This is a genomic window from Pontibacterium granulatum (assembly GCF_029961155.1).
Lineage (GTDB): Bacteria > Pseudomonadota > Gammaproteobacteria > Pseudomonadales > Balneatricaceae > Pontibacterium > Pontibacterium granulatum.
Map to the genome: position 1 here is coordinate 71,707 of NZ_JASBRH010000003.1, position 15,499 is coordinate 87,205.

At 54.0% G+C, this 15,499-nt stretch carries 12 protein-coding genes; 4 read left to right on the forward strand and 8 right to left on the reverse strand.

The features are described from left to right. Positions 1-239 precede the first annotated feature (239 nt). The 5 genes from QKW35_RS03630 to QKW35_RS03650 form a co-directional block, all read right to left on the reverse strand. Positions 240-1,082 carry a universal stress protein gene (locus QKW35_RS03630; protein ID WP_282350819.1) on the reverse strand — a complete coding sequence of 281 codons (843 nt, stop codon included), beginning with the start codon at positions 1,080-1,082 and terminating at the stop codon, positions 240-242. Next, the gene (locus QKW35_RS03635; RefSeq protein ID WP_282350820.1) at positions 1,069-3,429 is read right to left on the reverse strand and encodes an efflux RND transporter permease subunit; all 2,361 of its coding nucleotides are present in this window, start codon (positions 3,427-3,429) and stop codon (positions 1,069-1,071) included. Before QKW35_RS03635 ends, QKW35_RS03630 begins: the two co-directional genes overlap by 14 nt. Beyond that, positions 3,429-4,478: a WD40/YVTN/BNR-like repeat-containing protein gene (locus tag QKW35_RS03640; RefSeq protein ID WP_282350821.1), complete on the reverse strand. Its 1,050-nt coding sequence runs from the start codon at positions 4,476-4,478 to the stop codon at positions 3,429-3,431. Before QKW35_RS03640 ends, QKW35_RS03635 begins: the two co-directional genes overlap by 1 nt. 394 nt (positions 4,479-4,872) lie before the next feature. Next, positions 4,873-6,903 carry an NADPH-dependent 2,4-dienoyl-CoA reductase gene (locus tag QKW35_RS03645; protein ID WP_282350822.1) on the reverse strand — a complete coding sequence of 677 codons (2,031 nt, stop codon included), beginning with the start codon at positions 6,901-6,903 and terminating at the stop codon, positions 4,873-4,875. Positions 6,904-6,976: 73 nt separating this feature from the next. Beyond that, entirely contained in the window at positions 6,977-7,816 is an 840-nt protein-coding gene (locus tag QKW35_RS03650; protein WP_282350823.1) for a crotonase/enoyl-CoA hydratase family protein, read from the reverse strand. Between the two features lie 140 nt (positions 7,817-7,956). Here QKW35_RS03650 and QKW35_RS03655 point away from each other — a divergent pair, with 140 nt between their 5' ends. After that, on the forward strand, positions 7,957-8,568 hold the full coding sequence (locus QKW35_RS03655) for a TetR/AcrR family transcriptional regulator (protein ID WP_282350824.1): 612 nt from the start codon (positions 7,957-7,959) through the stop codon (positions 8,566-8,568). 250 nt (positions 8,569-8,818) lie between these two features. Here QKW35_RS03655 and QKW35_RS03660 read toward each other — a convergent pair whose 3' ends face one another. Both QKW35_RS03660 and QKW35_RS03665 read right to left on the reverse strand, forming a co-directional pair. Continuing rightward, positions 8,819-9,205 carry a RidA family protein gene (locus QKW35_RS03660; protein ID WP_282350825.1) on the reverse strand — a complete coding sequence of 129 codons (387 nt, stop codon included), beginning with the start codon at positions 9,203-9,205 and terminating at the stop codon, positions 8,819-8,821. 359 nt (positions 9,206-9,564) lie between these two features. Continuing rightward, the gene (locus QKW35_RS03665) at positions 9,565-10,818 is read right to left on the reverse strand and encodes a D-amino acid dehydrogenase (protein ID WP_282350826.1); all 1,254 of its coding nucleotides are present in this window, start codon (positions 10,816-10,818) and stop codon (positions 9,565-9,567) included. A 135-nt stretch (positions 10,819-10,953) separates the two neighbouring features. Here QKW35_RS03665 and QKW35_RS03670 point away from each other — a divergent pair, with 135 nt between their 5' ends. Further along, entirely contained in the window at positions 10,954-11,451 is a 498-nt protein-coding gene (locus QKW35_RS03670; RefSeq protein ID WP_282350827.1) for an Lrp/AsnC ligand binding domain-containing protein, read from the forward strand. On the opposite strand, the gene QKW35_RS03675 is transcribed toward QKW35_RS03670, so the two are convergent. Next, entirely contained in the window at positions 11,424-12,344 is a 921-nt protein-coding gene (locus QKW35_RS03675; protein WP_282350828.1) for a LysR substrate-binding domain-containing protein, read from the reverse strand. The two genes, QKW35_RS03670 and QKW35_RS03675, sit on opposite strands and share 28 nt — an antisense overlap. 119 nt (positions 12,345-12,463) lie before the next feature. Between QKW35_RS03675 and dsdA the strand changes: the two genes are divergently transcribed. Together dsdA and QKW35_RS03685 are read left to right on the forward strand one after the other, a co-directional pair. Then, the gene (gene dsdA / locus QKW35_RS03680; RefSeq protein WP_282350829.1) at positions 12,464-13,777 is read left to right on the forward strand and encodes a D-serine ammonia-lyase; all 1,314 of its coding nucleotides are present in this window, start codon (positions 12,464-12,466) and stop codon (positions 13,775-13,777) included. A gap of 142 nt (positions 13,778-13,919) precedes the next feature. Beyond that, positions 13,920-15,296, forward strand: coding sequence for an alanine/glycine:cation symporter family protein (locus QKW35_RS03685; RefSeq protein WP_282350830.1), 1,377 nt, complete (start codon positions 13,920-13,922; stop codon positions 15,294-15,296). The last annotated feature ends 203 nt before the right edge of the window (positions 15,297-15,499 follow it).

Sequence of the window (15,499 nt, forward strand, 5' to 3'; positions counted from 1 at the left end):
AACAAAAATTGTCAACAGACTAAATACCAACACCAACACATTGAAATTAATTGATTTTTCAAAAGAACTGGCATCGACCATCTCTACCATCTTCTGGCAAAAATAATTCAGAAAGGACTATAAGTTGATTGTCGCCCTCGGAGCGGGCTGCTACGAAGCACCTGTAGCAGCCCGCTCCGAGGGCGACACAAATAGAAAATAGATTTAAGTGAGGGGACTCAGAAAGATGCCGTTTCCGGCTATGTCATCAACGGCGGCAGCGGCTGATCGATCCCGGCACGCAGGACGAGGATATCGGTATTCAAGCGATCGAGAATGCGTTCGGCGGTATTACCCAGCAGGGCAGCGGATACCCCTTTACGGGCAAGGGTGCCCATCACCACCAGCGAGGCATCAATCTCGGTGCTGACATGAGGAATCCAGTGTTCCGGCGGCCCTTCACCCACATGGAGCTGAGCCACCCGCAGATTCATTTCTGACAGCACGTTTTCAGCACAACGTTGCGCCCGTTGGTCAATCAGTACCTGGGATTGCAATTCAGGTTCAACGCCCTGCATCGCCATAGGTGTCGCCACCGCCGCGTGCAAAGGTGCGTTTAGAGCGTGGGCGATAAAACCTGCCAACATCAGAATGCTTTGGTTGTGTGCCCGTAATTGCGGGTCATGAGTGACCGTATTCACCGCGGCCAGGATACGACCATCCGCCCAATGCTGATCCTGTTTTACCAGCAGTACCGGACAAGGCGTTTCACGCAACAACTGCCAGTCACGAGGGGCAAGTAAGCGGCGGTTGTTATGCCGTAGATCGCAACCTTTCACCAGAAGTGCAAAGTGATCCTGCTGCCACCGCTCCACAACCAAATCGATCAGGTCCTTGGTGATCACCTCTTGGGTAAAACGTACCGCGCTGGATTGAAGTACTGCCAGATCCTGCGCCAGTCCTGTCCAGGGTTCCGATTTTCCAACCCAAAGCAGCTCCAGTTCACAGCCCATCCGCTCGGCGATCAGCTGCGCCCGATGCAATGCTTTGGGACTGTGTTCACCACTGTCCAGAATCACCAGAATACGTTTACTGAACAACATGTACCCGCTCCTTCTCCTCGGTATGCAGCAGACAAGCCAATGCCGGTAGCAGAATCAACGCACCCAGCATGTTCCAAATGAACATAAAGGTCAGCAACACGCCCATATCCGCCTGGAAACGGATGGGCGAGAACACCCACAACACCACGCCAATCGCCAGGGTCAGGCCGGTGAAGGCAACGGACTTACCGGTGCTCTGCAGAGTTTCCAGATAAGCCTCCGACAGACTATGGCCCTGCACCAGATAGGTGTTGAGTTTGGAATAGATGTAGATGCCATAGTCCACACCGATACCCACGCCTAATGCGATTACCGGCAGTGTTGCCACCTTCACACCGATACCCAACTGGGCCATCAATGCCTGACAGAGCAGCGAGGTCAGTGCCAGCGGCGTGATAATACAGAACACGACTTTCAGGGAGCGGAAGGTCAGCAGACAGAGGAAACTCACCACACCGTATACCCAGAACAGCATCTCGTACTGGGCCACGCTGATCACCTCGTTGGTGGCAGCTTCAAATCCAGCATTGCCGGCCGCCATCAGGAACTCAATATCATCGGTGTTATGTTGCTTAGCAAACGCCTCCACCGCCGCAGTTACCCGTAGCAGGGTTTCAGCCTTGTGGTCGTCCAGGAAGATAATCACCGGTAGCAGGGAACATTTGGCATTCATCAGGCCCGCAGGTACATAGGCCAGCGAAGCGTTGATCACCATCCGGTTACGGCTTACGGAGCGCCACTTCAGGCTGCCCTCATTGAGGCCCGCAGTGACCCGCTCGGATACATCCGCCAGCGAGATACTGCTCTGTATACCGGCCACATTTTTCAGGCCGTGCTGGAACTGATCCACCAGCGACAGCGTTTGGTAGCTGCTGCACTGCTCATCGCCGGTTTTCACCATCACCACAAAGGTGTCGCTGGAGGTGGAGTAATTCTCGGTAATAAAGGCATTATCCAGGTTGTAGCGGGAGTCCGCACGCAACTCGGGCGCCCCGGAATCCAGGTCTCCAATTTTAAGGTCGCTGCTGTAGATAAAACCCAGCCCCGCCATAAAGACCGCCACCGCGAGTGCGGAAAATGCCCCCTTAGGACGGCTAAATACGGTAAGCAACTGCCAGCGACTGTGGGTTCGGTTGGCGGCTTTTTGTGCACGCTTAATCGCCTTCGCCCCCACACCAAAATAGGACATCAGCACCGGCAACAGCAGCAGGTTGGTGAGGATAATCACCGCTACACCCACCGATGCCGCCACAGCCAGATCCTGAATCACTTCAATTTCGATTACCTGCAGGGTAACAAAACCGATGCCGTCGGAAAGCAGTGCGATCAGGCCGGGGATAAAGATCGCACGGAAGGCACGCTGTGCCGCCAGGCGCTTATCCGCCCCCTGCGCCGCCTCCAGGGTGGTGGTATTTACAATCTGCACACCGTGGCTGACTGCAATCGCAAACACCAGAAACGGCACCAGCATGGAGTACGGATCAAGACCGAAACCCAGCACATTCAGCAGCCCCAACTGCCAGATTACCGCAATTACGGAACAGGTCAGCGGAATGAGCGTACCGGTGACACTGCCAGAGTAGAGGTAGAGCAGTACCAGCGTCACACCAAAGGCGATGGCAAAGAACACCGCCACCTGCACCGCACCGTCGATCAGATCACCGACAATCTTGGCAAAGCCGGTAATATGAATTTCAATGCCCGGACGCGCGTATTTATCGCGAATCAGTTCTTCCAGCTGATGGGAGAACTGCTGGTAATTGAGCTTTTCACCGGTCTGGGGATGACGATCAAACAGCGGCACCTGGATAATGGCGGATTTAAAGTCGTTCGCCACCAGGCGCCCCACCTGACCGGAACGCAGGATATTAATCCGCACCTGCTCCAGGCTTTCGTCCGATCCATCGTAAGTTGGCGGAATCACCGGCCCGCCGACAAAGCCCTCTTCGGTCACTTCGGTCCAGCGGATGTTGGGTGTCCAGATCGACTTCAGTGCAGAACGATCCACGCCGGGAATGAAGAATACCTCGTCGGTAACCTGTCGCAGGGTTTCCTGAAACTCGGCGCTAAAGATATCTGCGTCGGTGGCTTCCACGGAGATACGCACGCTGTTGCCCAGGCCTACCAGGTCATCCCGGTATTGCAGGAAGTTACTCACATAAGGGTGACTGGATGGGATCATCTTCACGAAGCTGGCATCCGGGCGAATCATGCTCGCCTGCCAGACAAAGATGATCGTCAGCAGCGCAAACAGGCCCACGACCAACCCGCGACGATAGAACAGAAAACGCTCCAGCAGCTGTTCACTGGCGCGGATTGGTGCCAGCAGTTGACGGGAGAAACTCATCAGGAACGCCCTCCCTGTGGATTATTTGAGAGTTGCACGCGGGTAATACCGGCTTCACCCACCAGAATCAGTTGTTGCCCTACACGCACGCCGGACGAGAAGCTGGTGCGCATAGGCACTTTCAGCGACTCAAAGTGAGTGTTCTGCTGCTGGAGCAACAGGCCACCCTGCCCGATCAGGATTAACCCACCCTGGGCATCACTCAGCCCCGCGTTAATACTGCTGGACGTTGGCAATGCCACCTGCGCCCAGTGCTCACCGTCTCCGGATCTGAACAGATGGCCGCGCAACCCCATTAGGTTAAGCCCCTCTTCGCCTTCCTGCAGTGCAAAGAAGGAGCCTTCATAGCCGGTATCCAGCTGATACCAGCTGCCAGAGCCTTCATGCGCATAATCGACGGCATCACGCTTAAAAAGTGAACCCGCTTCACCAGCCAGATACAGGTCACCGTTACGGGCGGCGTATATGGCATTCAGATGAAGACGGTCAGGGTTAGGCAACAGGTGATCGGCACTCTGCCAATTCTTGCCGCCATCACGGGTCTGCAGGAACGTGCCGTAAGCCCCCACCAGATAACCGGTATTTCGGTCGGTAAACCACAGATCCAACAACGGTACGCTGGCGCCGTCTTCCTGTGCGATTTGGGCATCCTCCAGCGCGTACTCCAGATCCTCCAAGGTAAGATCGCCGTTGTCCCGGTTTTCATCCCATTGCTGGATTGTGCTGTTCAGATCGTGGATGCGGGTCTGGTTGATCTGGTTACCATCCAGCTTAAACTGCCAGCTTTCGCCGCCATCAACGGTCTGCAATGCAACGCCGTCATGCCCCACAGCCCAACCAACCTGCCCATCCACAAACTGCACCGCGGTCAGCAATACACTGGACGGAACCCTGGCCTGGCGCCAGCTTGAGCCCTGATCATCGGAAATCAAAATAACGCCCTGCTCCCCTACGGCGACAAGCCGGTTGCCCACAACCGTGATATCCAGCAGAAGCAGTTGACGGGTCATCGCGGCATCGACCACGTCAAGTGGGGTCGTATCCCGCACCAAGCGATCGGCAGTTCCGGCTGATACAGCCGGTGATGACAAACAAAAAAAAGACAGGAGCGACCAAATGGCCACCCGAAAAATTGCTGCGCGTTCTCTCATATACGACCCGGTTATTATATTTGTTGGGTAATCTGCGCCCGAGAGCTTTCTAGACTGTTACGCAGTTTCTTAGAAGACCAGCCGTTCAGCAATGACATTTCAACGCAGGTTTAGTGACATAAATCGCTAAAACACCTTTAAAGCACGAATTCAGCGGGAGCAAACGACAATCCAAGCCAAGTGAGGACTAACGTATTTGTGCAACCAAGCGATGTTAAAACGCTGAATGGAACAAACAAAGGGCACCTTAAAGATGCCCCACACGTTGTTTTGAAAGATTGGGCGCGTGATGCTAGAGCTGGGCAGCCAGACGCGTGCCCTGATCGATCGCACGTTTCGCATCCAACTCGGCAGCCAGGTCGGCACCGCCAATCAGGTGAACCGGTTTTCTACTGATCTGATCCGCCAGACCGCGATTCGATTCCTGACCCGCACAGATCACCACGTTATCCACTGCCAGCAGTTGCGGTTCGCCATTCACTTGCAGGTGCAGACCGTCGTCATCGATCTTCACATATTCACACTTGTTCAGCATGCGCACGCCTTTTTTGGCCAAGTCCGTACGGTGAATCCAGCCGGTGGTTTTGCCCAAGCCCGCGCCTACCTTGCTGGCCTTGCGCTGCAGCAGATAGACTTCGCGGGCAGCCGGTTCGAAGTCCTGCTCGATACCTTCCACACCACCCCGCGCCTGCAGGGACATATCGATACCCCACTGCTGCATGAAAGCCTCGATATTCTGGCTGGTTGATTCGCCCTGATGTACCAGCATCTCGCTGATATCAAAACCGATACCACCCGCGCCAATCACCGCCACCTTTTTACCTACTTCAGCGCCGTGCATCACATCGAGGTATCCCAGCACTTTCGGATGGTCGATGCCGTCGAGTTCCGGATTGCGTGGTGTAATACCCGTCGCCACCACGATCTCATCGAAATCGCCCTGCTCCAATTCCTCTGCACTGACAAAGGTATCCAGCTTCAGTTCTACACCGGTTAACTCGACCTGGCGTGCGAAGTAGCGCAGTGTCTCGTAGAACTCCTCTTTACCCGGAATCCGTTTTGCCACATTAAATTGGCCGCCAATCTCGGACTGGCCGTCGAACAGGGTGACCTGATGACCCCGTTTCGCCGCTGTCGTCGCAAACGCCAGACCCGCCGGGCCAGCCCCTACAACCGCAAAACGCTTCGGCGCGTCGGTTGGCTTGATCTCCAGTTCAGTTTCGTGGCAGGCACGGGGGTTCACCAAACAGCTGGTAAGCTTGCCCACAAAGATATGATCCAGACAGGCCTGGTTACAACCGATGCAGGTGTTGATCTCATCCGCCCGGGATTGCTCGGCCTTGGCAACAAACTCCGGATCGGCCAGGAACGGACGGGCCATCGACACCATGTCCGCATCACCCCGTGCCAACACATCTTCGGCAACCTGCGGCATGTTGATGCGGTTGGAGGTAATGAGCGGGATATTCAGTTCTGCCCGAACGCGCGCAGTGACCCAAGTAAAGGCCGCACGCGGTACTTTGGTGGCGATGGTCGGGATACGCGCTTCGTGCCAGCCGATACCGGTGTTGATAATAGTGGCACCGGCCTGCTCGATCTCCTTACCCAACTGCACAATCTCGTCAAAGGAGCTGCCGCCCTCCACCAGATCCAGCATCGACAGCCGGTAGATAATGATAAAGTGTTCACCCACCGCCTCACGCACCCGGCGCACAATCTCCACTGCAAACCGGATACGCCGCTCATACGCTCCCCCCCACTCATCATCACGGGTATTGGTGCGCTTGGCGATAAACTGGTTGATCAGGTACCCCTCCGATCCCATGATCTCGACACCGTCATAACCAGACTCTTTTGCCAGACAGGCACAACGCACAAAATCCTGCATCTGCTCTTCGATCTGGGCTTCATCCAGCGGGTTGGGAGCAAATGGATTGATCGGCGCTTTAATGGCAGACGGCGCCACCAGCTGTGGACTGTAGGCATAACGTCCGGTGTGCAGGATCTGCATACAGATCTTGCCACCCGCCTCATGCACGGCATCAGTCACGGTACGGTGCTTGGCCACATCTTCCTGACTGCTCATCATCGATGCGCCCTGGTGTACGACACCGGCTTCGTTCGGTGCGATACCGCCGGTCACGATCAGTGCCACACCACCGCGGGCACGCTCGGCGTAAAATGCGGCCATACGTTCAAAACCGTTTGGCCGCTCTTCCAGCCCCAAGTGCATGGAGCCCATCAGGATACGGTTTTTCAGGGTGGTGAATCCCAGGTCCAGCGGCTGGAACAGATTTGGATACAGTGGGTGTGCGTTGCTCATCTCATTGATCTCTGTATTTTTTATTCTTCGGCTTTTTCTTCGACTAATCCGCGATAGCGCTGTTTAAAAGCAATTACTTAAGCGGCTCGGTAACCGGGCGGAGCCCTTCATAGTCCGGTGTTTGCTGTGTCATCTTGGCGCTGAAGGTTTGCACCATATCGGTTGGCTGGAACATTCCTGCCTGCCAGGTCGCCATCATGGTCAGGCTGTCTGCCATGCTGTGATCGCGCGCATAATTGATCATCTGCTTGGTACCGGTGACGGCCAGCGGCGAGCGCTCGGCAATCTGCCTGGCAATAGCCAACACTTCGGTGAGCATGGTTTCCTGGTCGGCAAATACCCGGTTTACAAAACCACTGCTTGCCGCCTCATTTGCTGCCATCTTGCGCGCAGTGTAGGCCAGTTCCCGCGCCAGGCCCGGCGCAATCAGTTGCGGCAGGCGCTGCAGGGTGCCCAGATCGGCGGACATCCCCAGCTCGGTCTCTTTCACCTGGAAAAACGCATCTTCGGTGCAGTAACGCATATCCGCCGCACACACCATATCCACAGCGCCACCAATGCAGCCACCCTGGATCGCGGTCAGCACCGGCATACGCACCTCTTCCAGCACGTTAAAGCAAGCCTGCAGCTGCATCACCAAGCGACGCATACCTTCCGCCTGGCGGCCGCGCTCGCCCTGAAACAGGGTCGGGTTTGGATTACTGAACACCTCCAGATCCATACCCGCGGAAAAATGCTTGCCGCTGGAGCTGATCACAATCACCCGCGCCTCCGCAGCCTCATCAATGGCACGTATAGCAGCGGGCAGTTCACGCCAGAACGCCTGGTTCATGCTGTTGTAGGCATCGGGGCGGTTCAGCTGCAGATGCGCAATATGATCCTCAACCGTCAGATCAAACGTGGTGTAACTCATACATCCTCCTGTGATCCGGTCGTTTTTATCGCGTATTCAAACCCTTGAAACAGTGTAGACAAGCGCGACCGATCAATCTTGACACCGTCAAGTTATTACTCATTCTTGACGGTGTCAAGATGCATTGCTAGATTCCGCTCATGACTCAGGATAAGAAAACCTACCACCACGGCGACCTGCGCCAGTCCCTGTTGCAGGCGGCGACTCAGATCATTCGGGATGGCGGTGTAGACGCCCTCTCGATGCGTAAATTGGCCGATAACGTGGGCGTATCACGCACCGCGCCGTATCATCACTTCAAAGATAAAAACGAGCTGTTGTGCGCCATTGCAGAGGCGGGATTTGCCGACCATATCCGCGCAGTGAGTGAGCTGCCGCAGCAACATCCAGATTTGGAACCTCGTTTGCTATTTGAACTCTACGTGCTGGGGTATATCCGTTTTGCGGATGCAAATCCGGAAACCTACGATCTGATGTTCGGCAAGGAGATCTGGAAACTGGGTCAGCCCACCGAGTCCCTGAAAGGGATCTCAAAATGCTGTTTCCAGCACTGGCTGGAGTGGATCGAAACCCTGCAGGACGCAGGCATACTCACAGATAAGCATCCGACGCTACGGGTCGCACAGGCCAGTTGGGCGACACTGCACGGTTTGTGTCGTTTGCTGAACGACGGCATCTACGTCAACCGGGAAGATTTGGAAGAGATGGGAAAAACAGCGGCGGCCATGTTGTTGGCACAAGCTGGGACGTAACGGGAAAGAGCGGAGGTTGAGGGTATATGCCCAAGCTGCAGAACACCGGCGTCCCGATATTCCTTAAACGTCAGCCAAAAGCATATACCCTGCGGTAAACAATCCTGCATTGAGGTCGCCAGGGATGACCTCAGAAATTGCCTACCGAAGCCTGAATGACCGGTAGCGTTCACTCAGGCGGAATAAAAGAGGCCCGTGCGTCCAATTGGCATCGGCGGATCAACGGGCTTCTTCCTGCAAGCGACGATTCTTATTCGCCGGTTACCATGATTGCTTCAACTTCGATATCCGCATCCTTTGGCAGCTGTTTAACTGCGTATGCAGCACGCGCTGGGTAAGGCTCTGCGAAGTAACGGGACATCACTTCGTTCACGATACCGAAGTATTTCAGGTCAGACAGCAGGATGGTTACTTTAACCACGTCAGCTAGGCTACCGCCCGCTGCTTCAGAGATTGCCTGCAGGTTCTGGAAAACACGCTCAGCCTGAGCTTCAAAAGACTCGGTTACCATCTCCATAGTTTCTGGTACCAGTGGGATCTGGCCGGAGATGTATACGGTGTTACCCGCTTTCACTGCCTGAGAGTAGGTACCGATAGCGGAAGGTGCCTTTTCAGTGCTGATAATGCTTTTGTTCATTGTTATTCCTTAAAAGACTGATAGTTGAATTCTTTAGGGACGCTTAACGCCTCTGAGAGACTATCGGGCTTGACCGATTTTTAAGTGCGATAGTCTCCTGGAACCCGGTGCAGGATAAGTCGGGTTCTATCACGTAACGCCCATATAATGACAGCATAATCGAAAAAAAAAACAGAGGCGTGTCCGGGTAAGTTGCGAACTAGCCAGAAAACGACTCTGAAATTCAGAGCCCGGCCCAGTCCCAACCTAAGACCCGTAGCGCCTCTTAAAGGTCATTGGACGTCATGATTAGGGGTAAACGGTAAAAAAACGGACGGGCGAACCCGTCCAAAGGGCTTATGTTCAGTTTGCAGGGCAGCTTAGCTGTAACGCGCTACGCTCAGGCCCGCTGTGTCGATATCCGGCTTGCGACCGCAGATGATATCGGCAACGTATCGGCTGCTGCCCAGAGACATGGTCCAACCCAGGGTACCGTGACCGGTATTCAGGACCAGACTCTTGTATTTGGTTTCACCCAGTACCGGTACACTGTCTGGCGTCATCGGACGCAAGCCAGTCCAGAACTCGGCGTTCTTCAGGTCACCAGCGCCGGTGAACAGGTCATCCACCACGAAGTCGACACTTTTACGGCGCTTCTCTGGCAGACCCAGATCGTAACCGGTGATCTCTGCGGTACCACCCACACGGATACGGTCGTCAAAGCGCGTTACTGCAACCTTGTAGGTCTCATCCATTACTGTGGACACCGGCGCGCGGCTTTCATCAATGATCGGCAGGGTCAGGGAGTACCCTTTCACTGGATATACCGGCACCTTGATGCCGATCTGAGCCAGCAGCAGCGGGCTGTAACTGCCCATCGCAACCACGTACTTGTCAGCGGTCAGCAAGCCTGCGGAGGTGTGCACACCGGTGACATCACCCTTCTCTACCTGCAGCGCGTCTACGCTGGTATTGAAGATGAATTTAACGCCCAGTCGCTCACACTCTTTGGCCAGTGCCTGCGTAAACTTGAAGCAATCACCGGTCTCATCACCCGGCAGACGCAGACCACCCACAATCTTGTCTTTTTTGTATGCCAGCGCAGGTTCAGCGTCGACACAACCTGCAACATCCAGCACTTCGTGACGGACGTTGCACTCTTTCAGGATGGCAACGTCAGCCCCACAGGCATCCATCTGTTTCTGGGTACGGAATAGCTGCAGAGTACCTTGGGTACGCTGCTCGTAGTTGATATCCAACTCGTTACGCATATCAACGAAGCAGTCGCGGCTGTACTCGGCAATACGCAGCATCCGTTCTTTGTTCACGGCGTACGCAGATTCAGTACAGTTGCGCAGCATCTTGCTCATCCAGGAATACATGGAGCCTTCCAGCTTTGGCTGGATCGCCAACGGCGCCAGATCCTGCATCATCCACTTCACGGCTTTTTTCGGTACACCCGGAGCCGCCCAAGGCATCGCGTAACCTGGTGAGATCATTCCTGCATTGCCATAGCTAGTTTCCAGCGCGGCCTCTGGCTGACGATCTACCACAGTTACCTCATGACCTTCTTTAGCCAGATACCAAGCGTTGGTTACACCAATTACACCACTGCCAAGCACAAGAACTTTCATCAACTCACCTTCTGGTTATTATTTGATCAATGCGAGATATATAACCATTCTATTCCAGGTTCGTCAGAATATTTCTTTGTATTTATGCTATTATTAGCTGATATTACGAGAATAATAAAAATTGCAGAAAATATTATGGAAAGTAAGCGTAAGCCTTTGAAAAAAAGAAAGTTTGACCGTATTGACCGCAACATTTTGCGCATCTTGCAGCGCGAGGGCCGCATTTCGTACACGGAACTTTCCGACCGGGTCGGTCTATCGACTACGCCCTGCATGGAACGTGTAAAACGTTTAGAGAAAGACGGTGTGATTGAGGGCTACTACGCCCGCATCCATCCTGAAGCTCTAGACTACCACATGCTGGTGTTTGTTGAGATATCTCTCTCGTACCAGTCACCGGATGCCTTTGGTGCTTTTAACCAGGCAGTTAAAAAGCTGCCCTATATCCAGGAATGCCACCTGGTATCCGGTGACTCCGACTACCTGCTGAAAGCGCGTATCAGTGACATGTCCCAGTACCGTGAGCTGCTGGGCGACATGCTGCTGACCCTTCCCGGCGTAAAAAACTCCAAGAGTTACATCGTGATGGAAGAGGTGAAGGAATCTCAGGAGCTGCCGGTACCCGAGCGCTGAGCCAACGCACGCAACCAATCCCGCAATACCCGCGCATTGGATACGTCCGGTGTGCCTTTTGGCAGCAGCAGGTAGTAGTCACAGCAGGATTTCACGGCTGGAAACGGGGCGATCAGGCGCCCTGTCTCCAGCTCGTCCTTTACCAGTGCACTGCGCGCCAGCGCCACCCCCAAGCCAGCCCCCGCGGCTGCAATCGCCATATCCACGCGGTTAAAGTAGTGGCCGGAACCGCTGCACACATCATTCAGCCCCCGCTGATCCAGCCAATATCGCCACTCGGCATCGCGCCGCGAATTCGGCCATGGCATCGAATCATGCAGCAGGGAGATCTTGCTCCAGATATCCGGGTCCGACCAGTCCGCTTCCGGCATGTAGTTAGGGCTCGTCACCGGCCGTAACGTTTCCTCCATCAGCAGCAACGTTTCGAAGTCGGTGTACTCGCCATTGCTGTAATCGATGGCCAGATCAAAGTCCCCGGTAGTCAGGTCCAGCAGCGCAGCATCGGCAAAAGTCTCTACACGGATCTCAGGGTGGCTTTGATCAAAGGCCTGTAAATGCGGAATCAGCCATTTGAATACAAAAGATGGTGTCGACTTTAGTCTAACTACAGACTCCCCCGCCTGTCCCTGCAGTTTTTCTAATACCGTCTCAATCGCCTCTACTGAGCTTTGGGTAACTTTTAGTAACTCTGTCCCCTCAGCGGTGAGCTCAATCCCCCGAGGCTGACGCTCAAACAGTTTAAAGCCCAGAACATCCTCCAGCTTGCGAATCTGCTGACTTACAGCCCCGGTTGTGAGAGACAGTTCTTTCGCTGCGTCGGAAAAACTGAGAAGGCGACCACAGGCTTCAAAGTGAACCAGTGATGCCAGTGTGCGGGAGTTAAGCTTTGCCATCTATACTCTACAGAAACATTTATCGTTTAGTAAAACTAAACAGCCTTTAAGAAACTATCGTTTGTTTTGGGCAAGTTTTGTTCAGACAATAGTCTAAACACATTGAGGCAGGAATAGCGATGACAAACCTGAATCTGACCCAACAAGAAAAAGAAAAACTCAGTTCCGGACACCCTCTATTCTGGCTTAACCCCGCTTACCAAAACGCACATGCTGCGCCTGATACACCGGATGTAGCAGGCATCTACGAAGCGGAAGCGCGTTTGGCGCGCTTTGCACCGCTGCTGATCGACCTGTTCCCTGAGCTGAAAGACACGGGCGGCTTGATCGAATCTCCGCTGCTGCCAACCGATGCGTTGAACAAAGAGATCAACCCGATCGGCGGGCGCTTGTTTCTAAAAGCGGATCACGCATTGCCGGTTGCGGGTTCCATCAAAGCCCGTGGCGGTATTCACGAAGTCCTCTGCTTTGCGGAACAACTGGCATTAAAGGAAGGACTTATCGCAGGTCCCGATGATGATTATCGGAAACTTGGCTCCGACGAGAGCCGCACCCTATTCGCGCAACACACCATCGCCGTGGGTAGCACCGGCAACCTGGGCCTGAGCATCGGCATTATGGGCGCTGCATTGGGCTTCAATGCCGTGGTACACATGTCTTCCGATGCCAAGGAGTGGAAGAAAGAGCGCCTGCGTAAACGTGGCGTCAAAGTGGTGGAACATACCGCAGACTACGGCGCGGCCGTCGCAGCAGGTCGCGCAGAATCGGACGCAGATCCTCACAGCTATTTCGTCGACGATGAGAACTCACCGCGCCTGTTTATGGGATATGCGGTGGCCGCACTGCGTCTGAAGACACAGCTCGATGCTGCAGGTATCGAAGTGAGCCCGGAGCAGCCATTGATCGTTTACTTACCCGCTGGAGTCGGTGGCGCACCAGGCGGCATTACTTTTGGCCTGAAAGCCCTGTTTGGCGACAACGTACATTGTTTCTTCGCCGAACCGGTACAGGCTCCCTGCATGCTTCTCGGCATGGCGGGTGAAGCGGGACAGGAGCCTGTTCCGATCTACGAATTGGGGTTGCAGATCGATACCGATGCCGACGGACTGGCGGTGGGTACTGCATCCCAATGGGTGTGTGATGCAGTGCGTCATCAGGTGTCCGGTGTTTACACCGCCACCGATGATGAGCTGTATCAACACCTTTTTTCGCTCAAAAACCTAGAAAATGTCGAAGTTGAGCCTTCAGCAGCTATAAGTTGTTGTGGTCCAGCTATGCTTAACACAGGTCCGGGCCGTCAGTACCTTGAAGCCCAAAACATCGCTAACTCATTGAAAAACGGGGTACATGTTGCCTGGTTAACCGGTGGGTCGTTCGTACCTGATAAGGAATATCAACGTTATCTAGAAAAAGCGATAAAAATTTCCAATTGAAAACAATTTCAATAAGAGATAATTTGTTTCCTATTGGAAATAAAACATCCAATACAAGAAACAAAAAGCAAGACCACTTGCTACTGTCCGTCCCTCTGGACAACCAGCGACTATAAAAATAACAAGGGGAGGTATCCTTCTGATGGAAGCTCTAAGTTCCATAATTGGTGAAATTAACGGTATTGTGTGGGGTTGGCCGATGCTGATCCTGATTTTAGGTGTAGGTTTCTTCATGAGCCTGGGCCTGAAGCTGATGCCGATCCTGAAACTCGGTACGGGTTTCAAACTGCTCGCTAGCGGCACGTCCGCTAAAAAAGGCGAGGAAAGCGAAGGTGAGATCCCACCTTACCAAGCTCTGATGACTGCAATGTCCGCTACCGTTGGTACCGGTAACATCGCAGGTGTTGCAACGGCTGTATTCCTGGGTGGCCCTGGTGCCCTGTTCTGGATGTGGCTGACCGCTCTGGTTGGTATGGCAACCAAGTACTCCGAAGCCGTTCTGGCTGTTAAATACCGTGAAGTTGATGAAGAAGGTAACCACGTTGGTGGTCCGATGTACTACATCAAAAACGGTATGGGCAAGAACTGGGCTTGGCTGGGTACTGCATTTGCTATCTTCGGTGCGATTGCCGGTTTCGGTATCGGTAACACCGTACAGTCCAACTCCATCGCTCAGGTAATCGAAGCTAACTTCCAGATCCCAACCATCGTTACCGGTGTTGTTGCTGCGGTTCTGGTAGGTGCTGTACTGATGGGTGGTATCAAGCGTATCGGTCACGTTGCCGGTGCCCTGGTTCCATTCATGGCGGTTGCGTACATCGTTGCAGGTCTGGTGGTTCTGTCCATCAACGCTGACCAGATTGGTCCTGCGTTTGCCCTGATCATCGATGCGGCATTCACCGGTCACGCTGCCGAAGGCGGTTTCGCTGGTGCTGCTATTTGGGCAGCTATCCGTTTCGGTGTTGCACGTGGTGTATTCTCTAACGAAGCTGGTCTGGGTTCTGCGCCAATCGCTCACGCGGCGGCACAGACTAAAGATCCAGTTCGTCAGGGTCTGATCGCGATGCTGGGTACTTTCCTGGACACTCTGATCGTTTGTACTGTAACTGGTCTGGTTATTGTAACCTCCGGTGTATGGACTTCCGGTGAGTCCGGCGCAGCGCTGACTTCTGCAGCATTCGCAAATGCTCTGCCTGGCGTAGGTAACTACCTGGTAGCTATCTCTCTGGCAATCTTTGCTTTCACCACCATCATCGGTTGGTCTTTCTACGGCGAGAAATGTGTTGAGTTCCTGCTGGGCGTTAAAGCTATCAAACCATACCGCATCCTGTGGATCCTGGCTGTACCGGTAGGTGCAACCCTGAGCCTGGACTTCGTATGGCTGGTGGCAGACACCCTGAACGCTATGATGGCGATCCCTAATCTGATCGCAATCGCAGTACTGAGCCCAGTTGTATTCCGACTGACTCGCGAGTACTTCGAGCGTCAGAACGGCATTCCGGCTTCTCAGCCTAAATAACCGTTAATCTGCACACGTTAAAAAAGGGGCCTCCGGGCCTCTTTTTTTATGCTCCTGTCCCGTCCTGTATAACGTTGATACTTTTTCAGCTTCAATTCAGGTCCATTCCATACTATGAGCACACAACGCGGTGACCCTCAATCACCTTGTTGTGCGCGTGGGAACCAGCATGGCTTAATTCACTGCCTTGATCTCGAATCGCT